At 68.3% G+C, this 14221-nt stretch carries 14 protein-coding genes and 1 pseudogene; 4 read left to right on the top strand and 11 right to left on the bottom strand.

The window, feature by feature from the left end:
- Positions 1-44 precede the first annotated feature (44 nt).
- From GKZ92_RS13990 to GKZ92_RS14010, 5 genes and pseudogenes are all read right to left on the bottom strand, one after another.
- A complete protein-coding gene (locus tag GKZ92_RS13990; protein WP_006360030.1) occupies positions 45-539 on the bottom strand; it encodes a DUF5994 family protein in 495 nt (164 codons plus the stop codon).
- Positions 536-679, bottom strand: a complete 144-nt coding sequence (locus GKZ92_RS13995) for a hypothetical protein (protein WP_006360031.1) — start codon at positions 677-679, stop codon at positions 536-538. The genes GKZ92_RS13990 and GKZ92_RS13995 overlap by 4 nt, the downstream gene beginning before the upstream one ends.
- 279 nt (positions 680-958) lie before the next feature.
- Complete coding sequence (locus GKZ92_RS14000) at positions 959-1393, bottom strand: hypothetical protein (RefSeq protein ID WP_006360033.1); 435 nt, start codon at positions 1391-1393, stop codon at positions 959-961.
- A gap of 143 nt (positions 1394-1536) precedes the next feature.
- Positions 1537-2223 (bottom strand): response regulator, encoded by a 687-nt coding sequence (locus GKZ92_RS14005; RefSeq protein ID WP_035754074.1) that lies wholly within the window; start codon positions 2221-2223, stop codon positions 1537-1539.
- Between the two features lie 4 nt (positions 2224-2227).
- Positions 2228-3788, bottom strand: a pseudogene (locus tag GKZ92_RS14010) (sensor histidine kinase); the annotation flags it as partial.
- A 179-nt stretch (positions 3789-3967) separates the two neighbouring features.
- Between GKZ92_RS14010 and GKZ92_RS14015 the strand changes: the two are divergent.
- Positions 3968-5362 (top strand): C4-dicarboxylate transporter DctA, encoded by a 1395-nt coding sequence (locus GKZ92_RS14015; RefSeq protein ID WP_006360036.1) that lies wholly within the window; start codon positions 3968-3970, stop codon positions 5360-5362.
- A 77-nt stretch (positions 5363-5439) separates the two neighbouring features.
- Here GKZ92_RS14015 and GKZ92_RS14020 read toward each other — a convergent pair whose 3' ends face one another.
- The 3 genes from GKZ92_RS14020 to GKZ92_RS14030 form a co-directional block, all read right to left on the bottom strand.
- Positions 5440-5934: a DUF5130 domain-containing protein gene (locus GKZ92_RS14020; RefSeq protein ID WP_006360037.1), complete on the bottom strand. Its 495-nt coding sequence runs from the start codon at positions 5932-5934 to the stop codon at positions 5440-5442.
- The gene (gene ctaJ, locus GKZ92_RS14025) at positions 5921-6169 is read right to left on the bottom strand and encodes an aa3-type cytochrome oxidase subunit CtaJ (protein WP_005198911.1); all 249 of its coding nucleotides are present in this window, start codon (positions 6167-6169) and stop codon (positions 5921-5923) included. Before ctaJ ends, GKZ92_RS14020 begins: the two co-directional genes overlap by 14 nt.
- 164 nt (positions 6170-6333) lie before the next feature.
- Complete coding sequence (locus GKZ92_RS14030) at positions 6334-6933, bottom strand: HNH endonuclease (protein ID WP_035754071.1); 600 nt, start codon at positions 6931-6933, stop codon at positions 6334-6336.
- 150 nt (positions 6934-7083) lie between these two features.
- Here GKZ92_RS14030 and GKZ92_RS14035 point away from each other — a divergent pair, with 150 nt between their 5' ends.
- From GKZ92_RS14035 to GKZ92_RS14045, 3 genes are all read left to right on the top strand, one after another.
- On the top strand, positions 7084-7512 hold the full coding sequence (locus GKZ92_RS14035; RefSeq protein WP_006360039.1) for a globin: 429 nt from the start codon (positions 7084-7086) through the stop codon (positions 7510-7512).
- Positions 7513-7612: 100 nt separating this feature from the next.
- The gene (locus tag GKZ92_RS14040; protein ID WP_075862601.1) at positions 7613-9511 is read left to right on the top strand and encodes a glycoside hydrolase family 13 protein; all 1899 of its coding nucleotides are present in this window, start codon (positions 7613-7615) and stop codon (positions 9509-9511) included.
- A gap of 126 nt (positions 9512-9637) precedes the next feature.
- Positions 9638-10630 (top strand): IS481 family transposase, encoded by a 993-nt coding sequence (locus tag GKZ92_RS14045; RefSeq protein ID WP_155225357.1) that lies wholly within the window; start codon positions 9638-9640, stop codon positions 10628-10630.
- Here the strand turns inward: GKZ92_RS14045 and GKZ92_RS14050 are convergent.
- The 3 genes from GKZ92_RS14050 to GKZ92_RS14060 form a co-directional block, all read right to left on the bottom strand.
- Entirely contained in the window at positions 10627-11313 is a 687-nt protein-coding gene (locus GKZ92_RS14050; protein WP_155225358.1) for a hypothetical protein, read from the bottom strand. The genes GKZ92_RS14045 and GKZ92_RS14050 overlap by 4 nt on opposite strands.
- Complete coding sequence (locus GKZ92_RS14055) at positions 11313-11783, bottom strand: acyl-CoA thioesterase (RefSeq protein WP_035754069.1); 471 nt, start codon at positions 11781-11783, stop codon at positions 11313-11315. Before GKZ92_RS14055 ends, GKZ92_RS14050 begins: the two co-directional genes overlap by 1 nt.
- A gap of 112 nt (positions 11784-11895) precedes the next feature.
- A complete protein-coding gene (locus tag GKZ92_RS14060; RefSeq protein WP_035754068.1) occupies positions 11896-14178 on the bottom strand; it encodes a molybdopterin-dependent oxidoreductase in 2283 nt (760 codons plus the stop codon).
- Positions 14179-14221 lie beyond the last annotated feature (43 nt).

Consider the following 14221-nt stretch of genomic DNA (forward strand, 5'->3'; position numbering starts at 1 on the left):
GCGACCGGCTCCGCCCCATCGGCTCACCTCGAGTCTGCGCCCGATCAGCCGATCGGTGCAGGCTTCTCGTGGGTGTCCCACGCCGGTGGGGCGTGACCGGTCCGGTGTCCGTCGACAGCGGCCGCCGACGCGATGAGAGTCTCCGCCGACTGGGTGTTGGTCCGCTCGGCGGCACGCATCATCGTCTCGTGCGCTGCATCCGAGTCAGTGTCAGGACCGAGTACGGCAAGCGTGAGTGTCCCACTCGGACAAGAGAATCGAACGACCCCGGGCGGCCACGTGGTGAAGCCCTCCAAGTGCACCGACCGGCCGTCGACCGCAATCTTCCGGTCCGGCGCGGCATCCCAGTCGGCGATCCGGTAGCCCACCCGTTCGAGCCGCGGCAACCGGGTGTCGAGTGCTTGCGCGATATCCGGGAGTTCCGTTGCCAGGTCCCGGGATCGCGGCCACCACGCGCCATCGACCGACCCCCGGACCGAATCGGCCGGCTTGAGCCGCAACCGCAACTGGCGAGGCGGGTGCGTGGTCGGCGCGTTCATGCCCTGCTACTCACGTGGTAGCCGAAGACGGCGAAGCTGTCAGGTGCGAGGCCGTTCGCGCTGCCGTTGTTGGCGAGAAATCCGGCCGCCGTCGCGATCACCGCGGCGACCAGGATGATGACTCCGATGATGACTGTCACGACATCAGCTCTCTTCTCGGTTCCGGGACCGCCGGGTTGTTCCGGCTCCCGACGAGTCGGAGGGGACCGCAGAATCAGTCGATTGCGTTGCGGCACTGCGAGATCGGTTATTGCTGATGATCATGTCATTCTCCAGCTCGGTCACCGCGTCGACGATCAGAGAACGCAGGTCACCGACCATGGCCGCGGTGTCGTCATCGGTTCGGCCGGCCCGGGAGCGCGCGAGAAGTCGCTCGTTGAGCCGGCGGGCAATGGGAGGCAGATCGAGGCGTGTGGACATCAGGGTTCCCGTCTCTGGTTTTCGAACAGGACATCTGACAGGGTTCCGCCACCCTCGACAGTGCTCGTCACCTTTTCCCAGACGTCCCCGGCACGGACCTTGAGAACATCTGTGGCGAGCAGAATCACCGGGTGCGAGTCGGCATCGAGAACCTCGGTCCGTGAATGGCGGGCCCGCCGGAGGGTCCGGCAAGCGAGGACGTCACCGACGACTTCGTTCGCTTCGTTCGTTTCGGCGCTGGTCGCGGGATGGAACTGGACATCCCATTCGGCGAGGAGGTCGCCCGGCACATCGCGCGAATCCTGCTCTTGGATTCCGCTCACGATGGTCTGAGGCCTCGATGAGTGACCCGGTCGGGCGCGGTGATAGTCGCGTATGTGCCCGAAGAGGCGGCTGCGCGGAAGCGAGTCGAGAATTCGAGTGGTGGTGATCATGGCATTCGCCTGACTCGGTCGCCGTCTGGATGCGGCCGAAGTGACCGGGGCCGCCAACGGTGATTCCCTCGGCGTGCAGCCCGATGAGTTTCAGTCTACGCCGTCTGTCCAGTACCAGCGCCATCTCCGCGTACCGATGGCGGTCACCGACGGGCCCGCCTCCACCGATACCGCACCTGTGGCCGTCCCGCCGAACCGTACTGGGTGTCGCGGTCGAGGACGCCGTCGTCGGCGAGTCGTTCCAGGTAGCGCCATGCGGTGACCCGCGAAGATCCCAGTGCGCGAGCGACTTCCGACGCGGTGAGCCCGTCGGCGCTGTCCCGCACGGCCCGGCACACCGCATCCTCGGTCTGCGGTGCGGAACCCTTCTTCGCCGACCGCCGGAAGTCGCCGGAACGCAACTCGGCCAGTGCTCGGTCGACGTCGCGCTGGCTGACCGCCTCCGCCTCGCCGGTCAACGCCTCCCGGTACCGCAGGTACTGCTCGATCTTCTCGCGGAAGGCCGCGAACGTGAACGGTTTGAGCAAGTAGAGCAGCACCCCGCGCGACATCGCGTCGCGCACGGTCGGCAGGTCGCGTTGCGCGGTGATGGCGATGACGTCCGGGGCCGGGCGCACCCCGGAGAGCGCGGAGGCGAGGTCGGTGCCGCGGGCGTCGGGCAGACCGAGGTCGAGCAGCACCAGGTCGACGCCGTGTGCCCGCGCGGCGCGTAACGCCTCCTGCGCGGTGGTGACCGCGCCCACGATCTCGAATCCGCCGATGCGCGCGAGGTAGTCGCGGTGCGCCTCGGCGATCACCGGTTCGTCCTCGACGATCAGTACGCGGATCATCGGGTCTCCCCGCCTCTGACGACACCGCCCGGATGCGCACAGTGACCACCGAACCGTAGGTGTTCTGGGCGATCAACGACCCGTGGTGCCGGGAGACCACTTGCGCGACGAGGGCCAGACCCAGTCCGCGTCCGGCGTCGTCGCCACCGGATTTGGTGGAGTAACCGCGCGCAGTCGCGCGGCCGAACAGTTCGTCGTCCATCCCGGGTCCGCTGTCGGCGACGACGATCTCGAGCGCCTCGTGGTCCCCGACGACCCCGACCTCCACCCACGGGTCGCCCGGATCGCAGGCATCGAGGGCGTTGTCGACGAGGTTCCCCGCGACGGTGATCAGCTCGCGCGGTGACAGGATCTGGGTGGCGTCGTCACTCAACTGCGAATCCTCGGTGAGCGAGAATGCGATTCCCCGTTCGGCCGCCTGCGCACTCTTACCCAGGAGCAACGCGACCAGCGCCGGTTCGGCGACCGCCTGGGTCATCCGGTCGATGAGGTGTTGGGACAGTTCGAGTTCGGTGGTCGCCAGTCGGACCGCCTCTTCCGACCGCCCCATCTCCACCAGTGCGACCAGGGTGTGGAGCCGGTTCGCCGACTCGTGCGCCTGGGAGCGGAGCGCCTCGGCGAATCGGGTCATCGAATCCAACTCTCCCATCGCCTCGGCCAGTTCGGTCCGGTCGCGGATCGTGACGACCGACGAGCCGCGTCGTCCGGACACCGGCGACCGACTGACCAGCAACACCCGTCCGCCCTCGGCGTGCAACTCGTCGGACACCCCGTCGCCGCGGGTCAGGAAGTCCGGCAGATCGCCTGCGGGCGTGTCTGTTCCGATGCCCAGCAGACGTTGCGCCTCGGCATTGACCAGCGCCGGCCGGCCGGCCGGCCTCGACGACGATCAGTCCCTCGCGGATCGCGTGGAGCACCGCGTCGTGGTGGTCGTACATCAGTCGCAGGTCGCCCGGGGCCAGGCCGCCGGTCTGCCGCAACAGTCGTCGCCGGATCCACCAGACCCCGGCGGCCGCGGTCAGCAGGGCCGCAACGGCGGTGACGGCGATCCGAGGGAGCTCCCCGCGCCAGGTCGACGTCAGGGACCGCTGGGTGATACCGGCTGCCACCATGCCGATGATCCGGCCGTCGGGGCCCCGGACCGGCGTGATCGTCCGGATGGACGGACCGAGGGTGCCCGTGTAGGTCTCGGTGATCGTCTCGCCACGGAGCGCAGCATCGATGCTGCCGATATAGAGCGCCCCGATCAGGTACGGGTCGGTGTGGGTATAGCGCGTCCGGTCGGGACCCAGCACGGTGATGAAGGCGATGCCCGTCTCCCGCCGGATCCGGTCGGTGACCGGCTGAAGAATCGCGCTCGGGTCCGGCGAGGTGAGTGCGGACACCGTCGAGGGCGCCTGCGCGAGGCTGACCGCCACCGCGGTGACCTCGTCGCGGGCGGCCCGGTCCCCGTCGACCCGGGCGTCGATCGCCGCGAGCACACTGCCCGCCACGACCACCACCGTCACCACGGTCAGCGCGAGCGCCGCCACCTGGCCGGCCAGCGTCCGCGGATACCACCGCATGCTCGGCCTTTCATCTGTCTTTCGAGCCTCGTCTTCCGACGTTCGTTCTCGGCAAAGCCCCATATCGGGCTATTCCCCCGGCCTCGGTGAACGTAATGAACAGAATCGTGACGGTCATCACCACGTCGGTTCACAATCCTGACCACCCATGTTCCCGGTATACGAGGAGAGAACCGCCGATGAACGCAGATCCCAAGGCCGGTGACGAGGCGGTCGAGGCCCCACGGGCCAAGCGCGACCGCACGCACTGGCTGTACATCGCGGTCATCATCGCGGTGGTCGCCGGCGTGGTCGTCGGTCTCGTGGCACCCGAGGTCGGCAAGGAACTCGGTGTCCTGGGCACCATGTTCGTCAGCCTCATCAAGATGATGATCGCCCCGGTCATCTTCTGCACGATCGTGCTGGGCATCGGATCGGTCCGCAAGGCCGCGACGGTCGGCAAGGTCGGCGGTCTCGCGTTCGTCTACTTCCTCATCATGTCGACGGTCGCGCTGGCAATCGGTCTGGTCGTCGGCAACCTCATCCAGCCCGGCGAGGGGCTGAACATCTCGTCGATGTCGGGCAAGGGTGAGGAACTCGCGAAGGAGGCGCACGAGTCGGGCGGAACCATGGACTTCATCCAGGGGATCATCCCGGAGTCGATGCTCTCGGCCCTCACCGACGGCAGTGTGCTGCAGGCGTTGTTCGTCGCACTCCTGGTCGGCTTCGCGATCCAGGCGATGGGACGCACCGGCGAGCCGATCCTGACCGCGGTCTCCTACTTCCAGAAGCTGGTCTTCAAGGTGCTGACCATGGTCCTGTGGGTCGCGCCGATCGGCGCGTTCGGCGCCATCGCGAACGTCGTGGGCCAGACCGGTTGGGCTGCCGTGCAACAGCTTCTGACCCTGATGCTCGCCTTCTACCTCACCTGCCTGGTCTTCGTGTTCGGAGTGCTCGGGGTCCTGCTCCGGACGATCGCCGGGGTCTCGATATTCCGGCTCGTGCGGTATCTGGCCCGCGAGTACCTGCTGATCTTCGCGACGTCGTCGTCGGAGTCGGCCCTGCCGCGGCTCATTGCCAAGATGGAACACCTCGGCGTCGAGAAGACGACCGTCGGTGTCGTGGTGCCGACCGGGTACTCGTTCAACCTCGACGGCACCGCCATCTACCTGACGATGGCGTCGATCTTCATCGCCGATGCGATGGGCGACCCGCTCTCGGTCGGCGAGCAGATCGGTCTGCTCGCGTTCATGATCATCGCGTCGAAGGGCGCCGCCGGCGTCAGCGGCGCCGGACTGGCGACCCTCGCCGCCGGTCTCCAGGCGCACCGGCCGGACATGCTCGAGGGTGTGGGAGTGATCGTCGGTATCGACCGGTTCATGTCCGAGGCGCGTGCGGTCACCAACTTCTCCGGCAATGCGGTGGCGACGCTGCTGGTCGGTTCCTGGACCAAGACGGTGGACAAGCACCAGGTCGACGAGGTGCTGGCGGGTCGCATTCCGTTCGACGAGTCCAACATGGTCGACGACGAGCTCGAGTCGGCCGGGACCGGGGCACACGAGAAGGTGCTCGAGGGCTCTGCCCCGCGGTCCTGAGCAGGCCCGGCCTTCCGCGAACACGAAAGAGGCCGCCCCACCGGCAGGTGGGGCGGCCTTCTTCGTGGTCTGCGGGACTAACCTGCGGCGGCAGCGGTCGCCATCACGCGCAGCGACGCGATGAGGCCGTCGATCAGGTTGCCCTGACGGAAACCGGTGACCGCAGCGGTCACACCGAGCGCGGCGACACGGTCGTTGACACGACTCGACACCTCGCTGCCGGAGACGATGACGACGTCGCGCGTGTTCGGCGACACCGCGATCAGCGTGCCGTGGGCAGGCTCGGGAGCCTTCGCCAGGACGGCACGGGCGCTCGCGTCGAGGTCACCGTCGAGATCGCCGATGTAGACCGAGAAACGCACGAGAGCCTTCTCGCTCGCGGCCTTCAGGGTGTCGTCGAGAGCGATCAGATCCTTCTTGCTGAAGGGCGGCGTCGTCGGGGCGTCACCCGGGTAGCGGGCCGCCGAGATGCGTCCGCTGTTGGTGATCACGGTGCCCAGCGGAAGTTCGGCGGCCGAGCGGGCCGCGACCTCTGCACTCACGTTCGCGTGCGAAACCTCACCACTTGCCACTTGCCGAGCTCCCATCAACGTCGCCGGGTTCCGCGTGCCGCGGAAGTGCCATCGGTTCGATGTCGGTGGCACTGAAGAGAAGCGGAGCATGCTCCCATTGCTGATCGAGGGTGTACTCCTTGACCTCCGGGTACTTGACCCCGCCGGAGAACACCATCGCGACAACGCAGAGCACGACAAAGAGCACCGTCACGATCGTGACTGGCACTCCGATGGGGACGATCAGGCTGTCCATGTCACCCTTTCGATGGTCGCGCCGGACCAGGCCGGTTGTCGGCACAGGTCATCGTTGATCAATCTAGCCCACATCACACCGACCGGTGCAGCGACCCCTACAGCGCGTCGTAGACGGTCGCCGAGCGGCCTTCCGAAGGACATTTCGCGGCGCCTTCCGGCGCCTCACGCGGCGCCCGCGTCGATGTACTGCATCCAGGCCGGATCGATGTCCTTGACGGCGGCGATGAGCCCCCAGTGCCGGCCTTTCGGGGCGACCGGCCGGTTCCGCAGCGTCCAACCCAACTCGGTGATCAGCCGGTCGGCCTTGCGGTGATTGCACGACGCGCAGCAGGCGACGCAGTTCTCCCAGTTGTGGGCCCCGCCCCGGCTGCGCGGCACGACGTGGTCGATGGTGGTGGCGGGCTTGCGGCAGTACCCGCAGCGGAACCGGTCGCGGTGCATCAGCGCCGCCCGGGTCATCGGCACGGACGCGCGGTACGGAACCCGCACGTAGTTCCGCAGCCGGATCACCGTCGGCACCGGCACCGCCGTCGCGGCCGAGTGGAACGCTCCCCCGGACTCGTCGGCGTGGACCATGTCGGCGCGTCCACGCAGGATCAGGACGACGGCGCGGCGGATGGTGACCGCGCTCAGCGGCTCGTAGGTGGCATTGAGCAGCAGCACCCGGCGGCGTGTCCACGACCGCGACCCGGCCGCCGGCGAGGCCGCACCGCCGTGCAGTCTCGTCACCTCGCCCGTCTGGTGGTGTGACCGGTGCGTCATTCGACCTCCCGCCGGCCCTGCTCGAACTGGTTGACCTGCACAAGTTCACCACGGACGCCGACCTCGTGCAGGGAAAACCCGCTGCACGGCACCTCGGCAGGGCCCCGCCGGCGGCACGCGACGTTGAGGCGCCCCTCGGTCGTAGGGACAATGGCGGCTGTGACTGGCGAATCCGGCAACTCCCCCGACCCGGCCCCGCGGAGCTTCTACGAGGAGATCGGCGGCGCGGAGACGTTCCGACGGCTCACCGAGGTCTTCTACACCGAGGTGGCGAAGGACGAGGTGCTCCGCCCGCTGTACCCCGAGGAGGATCTCGGCCCCGCCGAGCGACGGCTGCGGATGTTCCTCGAGCAGTACTGGGGCGGTCCGCGGACCTACTCCGACGAGCGCGGCCATCCGAGACTGCGCATGCGCCACAACCCCTACCGCGTCGGCCCGATCGAGCGCGACGCCTGGCTGCGCTGCATGCACACCGCGATCGCCTCGATCGACGACGAGACCCTGGACCCGCCACACCGCCAGGCACTCGTCGACTACATGGAGATGGCCGCGCAGTCGATGATGAACTCGCCGATCTGAGAGCCGCGCAAACCTTCCGCCTTTCGCCACCCGCAGTTTCGACACGCCCACGACTCGCCGATTGACCAGGATTTCTCGCCGAAAACTCAGGTAGGGCAGAATGACCACGGTGAGCGATGAGACACCAGGTGTTGTCCCCGCCGAGCCATCTGACGGGGGTCAGACCGACGGCGCACACACCGACGTACCGGAGACCACGGGTACCGAGGGCAACGTGAGTGACTTGTCGGGAGACACCCCCGAGATCGAATCCGCGACAACCGATCCGGATGCCCTCGACGACGAGGCCATCGAGGCCGAGGCAGATGCCGAACTCGATCCGGGCGCCGAATACGATCCGGGCGCCGAAACCGCCGCCGCACGAGACGAACCGGCGTCCGTCGTGGTGCCGCAGCTGGACCCGACCGACACCACCTGGTGGAAGTCCGCGGTCTTCTACCAGATCTACCCGCGGTCGTTCTGCGACGCGAACGGCGACGGCGTCGGCGATCTCGCCGGTGTCATCGGCAAGCTCGGATATCTCGAACTGCTGGGCATCGACGCGATCTGGCTCAGCCCGATCATGACCTCCCCGATGGCCGACCACGGTTACGACGTCGCCGATCCGCGCGACATCGACCCGCTCTTCGGCGATCTCGCCACCTTCGACGCCCTCATCGCCGAGGCCCACGCACGCGACATCCGGGTGACGATGGACCTCGTCCCCAATCACACCAGCGATCAGCACGAGTGGTTCCGGGCCGCTCTCGCCGCGGGCCCGGGTAGTCCGGAGCGCGAACGGTACATCTTCCGGGACGGGCGCGGCGAGAACGGCGACGAGCCACCGAACAACTGGCACAGCATCTTCGGCGGACCGTCGTGGACCCGTGTCACCGAGGCCGACGGCAGCCCCGGCCAGTGGTACCTCCACATCTTCGCCGCCGAGCAGCCCGACCTGAACTGGGAGAACCCCGAGGTCTTCGACGATCTCGAGAAGACACTGCGGTTCTGGCTGGATCGCGGCGTCGACGGTTTCCGGATCGACGTCGCGCACGGGATGGCCAAGCCCGCCGACCTGCCCGACATGGACCTGACCAACACCGCTCTGCTCTCCAACGACGACGACGATCCGCGGTTCAACAACTATGCGGTGCACGACATCCACCGCAAGATCCGCAAGGTCCTCGACGAGTACCCGGGCGCCGCGAACGTCGGCGAGATCTGGGTGAACGACAACGAGAGGTTCGCCGAGTACCTGCGCCCCGACGAACTGCATCTGGGTTTCAACTTCCGACTCGCCAAGGCTCCCTTCAAACCCGAGGCGATCCGGGAGGCCATCGAGAACTCTCTCGACGCGGTCCTGTCGGTGTCCGGGACGCCCACGTGGACGCTGTCTAACCATGACGTCGAACGAGAGGTGACGCGGTACGCCCCCGTCGACCCCGCGACCGGTGATCTCGACCTCGCACGCGGGACGCGCCGTGCGCGGGCGATGCTCGTCGTCGAAATGGCCCTGCCTGGTTCGATCTTTCTCTACAACGGTTCCGAACTCGGCCTGCCCAACGTCGACGACCTGCCCGAGGAGGTCCTCCAGGATCCGGTGTGGGAGCGGTCGGGTCACACCGAACGCGGCCGCGACGGATGCCGGGTTCCGCTGCCCTGGCAGGGCACCGAGCCGCCGTTCGGTTTCAGCACGTCGGCCGACACCTGGTTGCCGATGCCGGAGTCGTGGCGATCGCTGACCGCCGAGGCGCAACTCGAGGACGTGGGCTCGATGCTGTCGCTGTACCGGGCGGCCATCGAATTGCGTTACGACCGCCCGGAATTCGCCGGTGACTCGATCGACTGGTACGAAGCACCCGAGGGCTGCCTGGCATTCCGGCGGTCGGAGGGCTTCCTGATCTGCGCGCTGAACGCGGGCGAGGTCCCGGTTCCGCTGCCGCCGGGCGAACTCCTGCTGATCAGCTCGCCGCTGGCCGACGGCATGCTGCCGCCCGACGCCGCCGCCTGGCTGGTCTAGATGTACTGCCCAGGCAGGTTGGTTGAGGGATTGCGACGACACGCGGTAGTGGGTCGTTGAACAGCGAAGGTCTCCCGTCGTGAAGTGGAGCTGCTACGACACACACTTCACAACCGGGAGACCTTCGTGGTTCACGCTAACGCACCTTTGACCCCCAAGGGCCGACTACTGCTGGCCCGTCGCATCGTCGATGACGGCTGGCCCATCGTCAGGGCAGCCGAACACTTCAACGTTTCGTGGCCGACCGCCAAACGCTGGGCCACTCGCTATGTCGAGATGGGCCCAGAGGGCATGTACGACCGCTCGAGTCGTCCTCATCGCAGTCCGAACCGCACCCCCGAGCCGATCAAACGCAAGATCGTGGCCCTGCGGTGGCGTCAGCGCCTCTCACCCCAGGCGATCGGCTCCCGACTGTCGATGCCGGCCTCGACCGTGCACGCGGTGCTGGTCCGATGCCGGCTCAACCGGCTCTCCCACATCGACATCCGCACTGGGGAAGTGATCCGCCGCTACGAGCACCCTCATCCGGGCTCGATGATCCACGTCGACGTCAAGAAACTCGGCAACATCCCCGTCGGTGGCGGCTGGCGGTTCGTCGGACGCGCCAAAGGACGCAAGAATCGGCAGGCCACGCCGGGAACCCGCCGGAGCAAGCACCACAACGAACTACTCGGACATGCCTTCGTGCACACCGTCATCGACGATCACTCTCGCGTCGCCTATGCCGAGATCCATGACGACGAAACCGCTGTCACCGCAGCCGGAGTCCTTCAGCGAGCCGTGGGCTGGTTCGCGGCCCGCGGCGTCACTGTCGAACGAGTCTTGTCCGACAACGGTGGCTGCTACCGCTCAGCGTTGTGGAAGCGCACCTGCACCGAGCTCGGAGTCACGGCGAAGTACACACGCCCCTACCGGCCGCAAACCAACGGCAAGATCGAACGGTTCCACCGGACCATGGCCGCCGAATGGGCTTTCGCCCGGCACTACCGGTCCGAACAAGCCCGACGCGCAGCGTTGCCAGGATGGTTGCACACCTACAATCACCACCGGCAACACTCCGCCATCGGCCGGAACGTTCCCTTCAGCCGCTTGACCAACGTCCCTGGGCAGTACATCTAGAGAACCGTCACCGACAGATCGCGGTGGCGCCGCTGGTACACCGAGCCGTACCGGGCGTCGACCCGAATCCAGGCCGCCGACAAGCGGATCCGGACGGGTTCGGCAGCGTCGATGTCCTCGACCGGCGAGCCCTCGGTGACCGCGCGCCCGTCGCGGTCGCGGATGAAACCCATTCCGGTGAGGGCGAAGAGCGACCGCATGGTGACGGCCGCGCGCAGCGCGCCGTCCTCGGTCGAGACCTCCAGCACGTCCTGGTCGAGCACGCCGGTGGCCGGTCCGTGAGCACTTCCCTCCTCGCGCGCCACGCGGGCACCGTTGCGCGCCAGGCCGACGATGCTGCGCGCGGGCACGTCGTCGACGTGGCGATAACCGGCGGATGCGGGAAGTGCACCGCGCCAGGCAGAGTCGAGGGAGAACCCGGGATCGATCTGTGCGCCTGCGGAAGACGCGGCCAGCGCGGAGTGCAGCGACGCGGCGTCGCAGACGATGTCGGCAGGCGCCACCCGTCCGGAGACCGCGCGGGTCGCGAGCACCTCGAACCCTGTGTGGGTCCAGAGCGCGACGAGTCCGTCGGGACGCGCCACGACGCGCACGACCGCGGCGTCGTCGAGCCGCTGGGCATGGGCGAGAAACGCCGACGCGTTGGAGCGATCGGACTCCGCGATCTGGATGAACCGTTCCATCAGCGCTGCTTCGTCGACGTCTCGTCGCCGCGGCGGAAGGAGTTCAGGTAGTCCTTCTGCTCCGGGGTGAGTCGTGCGATGCGCTGCCCGGCGACGTCGAAGGCGACGAGCTGGGTGCTGGCGACGACCGCCGGTTTCGCCGCGGGATCCGTCCCGGCCGCGCGGACCTCGTACCCGACGGTGAAGTCGACGGCACGCAGCCGCTGGACGTACATGGTGACCTCGATCGGGCCCTCCGAGTGCCGCAGCTGGGCCTGGTATTTCACGTGCAGGTCGGCCACCAGGCAGCCGTCCCGCAGCGGCGCGGTGGGCCGGCCGTCGAGGAACAGCCACGGGATGCGCGCCTCTTCGAGCAGCGTGACCATCCGGGCGTGGTTGATGTGCTGATAGACGTCCATGTCCGACCATCGCACCGGGACCTTCACCACGTAGCCGTCGGCCGTCGCGGTCCCCGAGTCCTCGTTGAGCACGTGCGTTCCATCCCCTGTCGATACGGATCTGCTGGTACGACGCCGGGCGCCGCGGAGTCAACCCTACGCACGACGGGCCCCGGCGCTCCGGACGGGCGACGACCGCACGGGCTCAGGCGGGGCCGACCACGACCCGCAGGCCGTTGAGGACGACTGTCCCCGAGAGCGGGTCGATCCGTGTCCCGTCGTTGAGGATGTTCACGTTGACCCCGGGTTCGGCGGCCGCCACGGAGAGTCGGGTCTCCGCGTCGTCGTGACCCCAGCCGTGCGGCACCGACGCGACGCCCGGCTTGATGTCGGAGGTGATCTCCACGGGGACGGTCAGTGACCCGCCCGCTCCGCGGATCGTCGCGACGCCGTCGATGCCGAGCCGCGCGGCGTCGTCCGGGTGCATCTGCAGGGTGCACCGATTGGTGCCGCCGGTGAGTGCGGGCAGGTTGTGCATCCAGCTGTTGTTGGACCGCAGGTGCCGGCGCCCCACGAGGAGGAGCGACGGATCGCCTGTCGCATGTTCGGCGTGGACCGCGGCGCGCAGCCGGGCGAGGTCCCCGATCAGCGGATCCGGCGCCAACTCGACCTTCCCCGACGCGGTACGGAGCACGCCGGGCAGACGCGGGCACATCGGACCCAGGTCGATGCCGTGCGGGGCTGCCAGGACATCGGCGAACGTGAGGCCCTCCCGCGCACCGAAACCGTCACCGTAGGCGCCGAGACGCAGCATCATGTCCAGGCGGCGCTGATGGCCCGGCGCATCGGGCAGCATCGCCACCAGCGTCTCGACGTCCCGGCCGGCGACAGACGAATGCGGGTCGGTCACCTCCTTGGACAAGGTCGCGGCGATGACCTGCTCGTCGACCAGGCCCGTATCGGCGTCGATGCCCGCCCCGGACAGACCGAGGATCAGGCGACACACGATGTCGATCTCGTCGGGCCGACCGTCGGGAAGCGGCAGCACCCGCGGCGAATAGCGGGCGTTCGCCCGCACGGCGAGGTTGTTGAGGATCGCGTCGAAGTGCGGACTCTGGGACGGACGTGGGGGCGGCAGGATGACATCGGCGTGCCGGGTGGTCTCGTTCAGATACGGGTCGACGCACACGACGACGTCGGCGGCGTCGAGTGCGGCGGCCAGGCGGCCGCCGTTGGGTGCCGACAGGACGGGGTTGCCCGCGACCGTGACCAGTGCCCGCAACTGCCCCTCGCCGGGTGTCTCGAACTCTTCGGCCATCGCGACGGCGGGCAACTCCCCCGCGACCTCCGGATGTCCCGACACCCGGCTGCGCCAGCGGCCGGTCCGGAAACCCCGGCCCGGGCGTGCCGGACGCGGTGCGGGGGCGGTCGGCGCCGTCGGGAACATCACTCCGCCCGGCCGATCGAGGTTGCCGGTGAGGACGTTCACGACGTCGATGAGCCAGCTACCGAGGGTGCCGAACTCGACGACGGTGGTACCCAGACGGCCGTAGACCGCCGCCGACGGTGCCGACGCGATCGCACGGGCGAGCCCGCGGATGTCCTCGGCCGGGACATCGCAGTACGGCGCCACCCGCTCGGGCGTGAGATCACCTATCTCCCTGCGCAATTCGTCGACGCCCTGCACGTGGGTCGCGATACCGCCGAGGTCGTCGGCGACCAGTCCCTCGTCGAACAGGCAGGTGACGATGGCGGCCAGCAACGCGGCATCGGTTCCCGGCCGTGGCGCGAGGTGGGTGTCGGCGAGCCGGGCGGTGCGGGTACGCGCCGGGTCGATGACCGTGAGCCGCCCGCCGCGATGCCGGAGGGCGTTCAGCTTGCCGGGGAAGTTAGCGGCGGTGGCCATGCTCCCGTTGGAGACAACGGGATTCGCGCCGATGATCACCAGGTGATCGGTGCGGTCGAGGTCGGGGACGGCAAAGGTCCCGGCGTGACCGAAGAGGTATCCCGACGCCGCCTGCTTGGGCATCTGGTCGAGGGTGCCGGCGCTGAACACGTTGCGGGTTCCGATCGCACGCGCGAGCAGCGGCGCGTACATGGTGCCCGCGATGGTGTGCGCCGACGGGTTGCCGAGATAGAAACCGACCGACGATCCGCCGTGGGTGTCGATGACCGCGCGCAGACGGGTGACGGCTTCGTCGAGCGCCTCGTCCCAGCCGACCTCGACGAACCGTCCGTCCCGTGTGACCAGTGGACGTTCGAGACGGTCGGGATCGTTGTCGAGCTGAGGGAAGCTCGCCCCCTTCGGACAGATGTAGCCGTGGCTGAACACGTCGTCGGCGTCGCCGCGGGCACCGGTCACGTGTTCACGCAAATGCCCGTCCGCCTCGGCGTGTTCCTCGATCGGGCCGCCGTGGGTGTCGACGACGAGGGACAACCCGCAGGTTGCCTCGCAGAGTGGGCAGATTCGCGGTGCCGTGCGCGTCATGTGCCCAGGCTAGGCCCGGGCATCGGGTCGGCGTGGCCGAAAC

This window comes from Gordonia sp. 135 (genome assembly GCF_009720185.1).
GTDB lineage: Bacteria > Actinomycetota > Actinomycetes > Mycobacteriales > Mycobacteriaceae > Gordonia > Gordonia alkanivorans.